General features: G+C 52.8%; 2 protein-coding genes. Both read left to right on the forward strand.

Annotated elements, in window-relative coordinates; all coding sequences use genetic code 11:
• Positions 1–602, forward strand: a 602-nt coding sequence (locus AC1D01_RS35360) for a hypothetical protein (protein ID WP_477874286.1), incomplete at its 5' end; no start/stop codon positions are given.
• A 62-nt stretch (positions 603–664) separates the two neighbouring features.
• The coding region (locus tag AC1D01_RS35365; protein ID WP_477874288.1) for a hypothetical protein at positions 665–1256 on the forward strand (592 nt) is incomplete at its 3' end.

The following is a 1256-nucleotide window of genomic DNA, read 5'->3' on the forward strand; positions in this document are numbered from 1 at the left end:
CTACCGGAGTGTCCCCGGTGCCAGCTCTCATACGGACACTTACATGGAGTTGGCTCGTCCTTATCCTGACGGGAGCCTGCATTAATTCATTGGAGTTTGCGGTTTTCGAGCTTCGTGAGTTGACTCTGTTTGAAATTGGTCTCGCGGTTGGAGCGTGGGGATTGGGAGGGTTTCTGTCGGCAGCGGGAGTTCATTGGCCATGGCTTCTTGAACAGTCGATCGGCAGATTAGGTACGGGATKGTTGGCGTCGCTGTTCGCACTGGTGCTCTTTCATGACGCTCCGGCCCTGATAGTTTGCGTTGGACTCTGCGGCTTCTTTCATACATTTATCTCTAGCACGCTACAGTCGAAGATCCAAATCGCGGTATCCAAGCACGGCGACGACCGTCGTACTTGGGCTTCGTTGCACCGCGGCATGAGTCTCATCAACTTAGCGGTGGCCGGGGTTGCCGGTTACCTCCTCTTTCTTGGGCCCGGGGTTCGCGACGTAGCAGTATGGTTGATGCCGGTCAGCGCAGGTCTATTCCTTCTTTATGCTTACTCTGCACGTGATGCACTGGATTCGCGTGCCGAGGAAACCCCGATGAAAGCCCCACTATGACTCTTCCGCCTACAGAAGATATTCTAAGGACAGAGTTGACTCGCTTACTCTCGAGTGGAGCGTTGTCACGCCTGCTGAACAAGTCACTCCAAGCTATTTGCCGGAACTCGTCAGAGTCACCATCCGGCTCCTTTGACGAAGTTCTTCTAGCTCATTTCGATGACTATGATTTGTATTCAGTAAGCGCAGAGAGCAAAGCGCTGTATGGGGGCCTATATATCGCCGGCGGCTACCGAAGTGAGCTCATTTTTAACCCAATGGGCGTGGCAGCCGATATTAACGTGTACCGACAGAGTCATTCGGACGGCAAGCCGCTTCCTTTGGAATCAGAAGGTACGCAATCTCTGCCTCCCAAATGCTCTCTCTGGATCCCAGCGGGACGCCGAACACATGTTAGGTATTCGCCGAGCGAAGGGGTTTTGATTTCACTGCGTGCACACGATGACGAAGGCAAAAGCTGGATGTATGACGCAGCGACATTATCGCCGGTATATGAGGTAAGTCATGACGCAAATCGGAATCAAGTTTTATTCCTACTCAATACACTCCGCGGGCTTCGGGAGGAATGCGAGCCTAGCGTTATCGACTCGATGATTAGTGGCGATGACGGCACTTTCAGGGTGGCAGCTTGGAAGTACTTGCTTCAGATACATC

Source organism: Rhizobacter sp. P3_B12 (genome assembly GCF_056402895.1).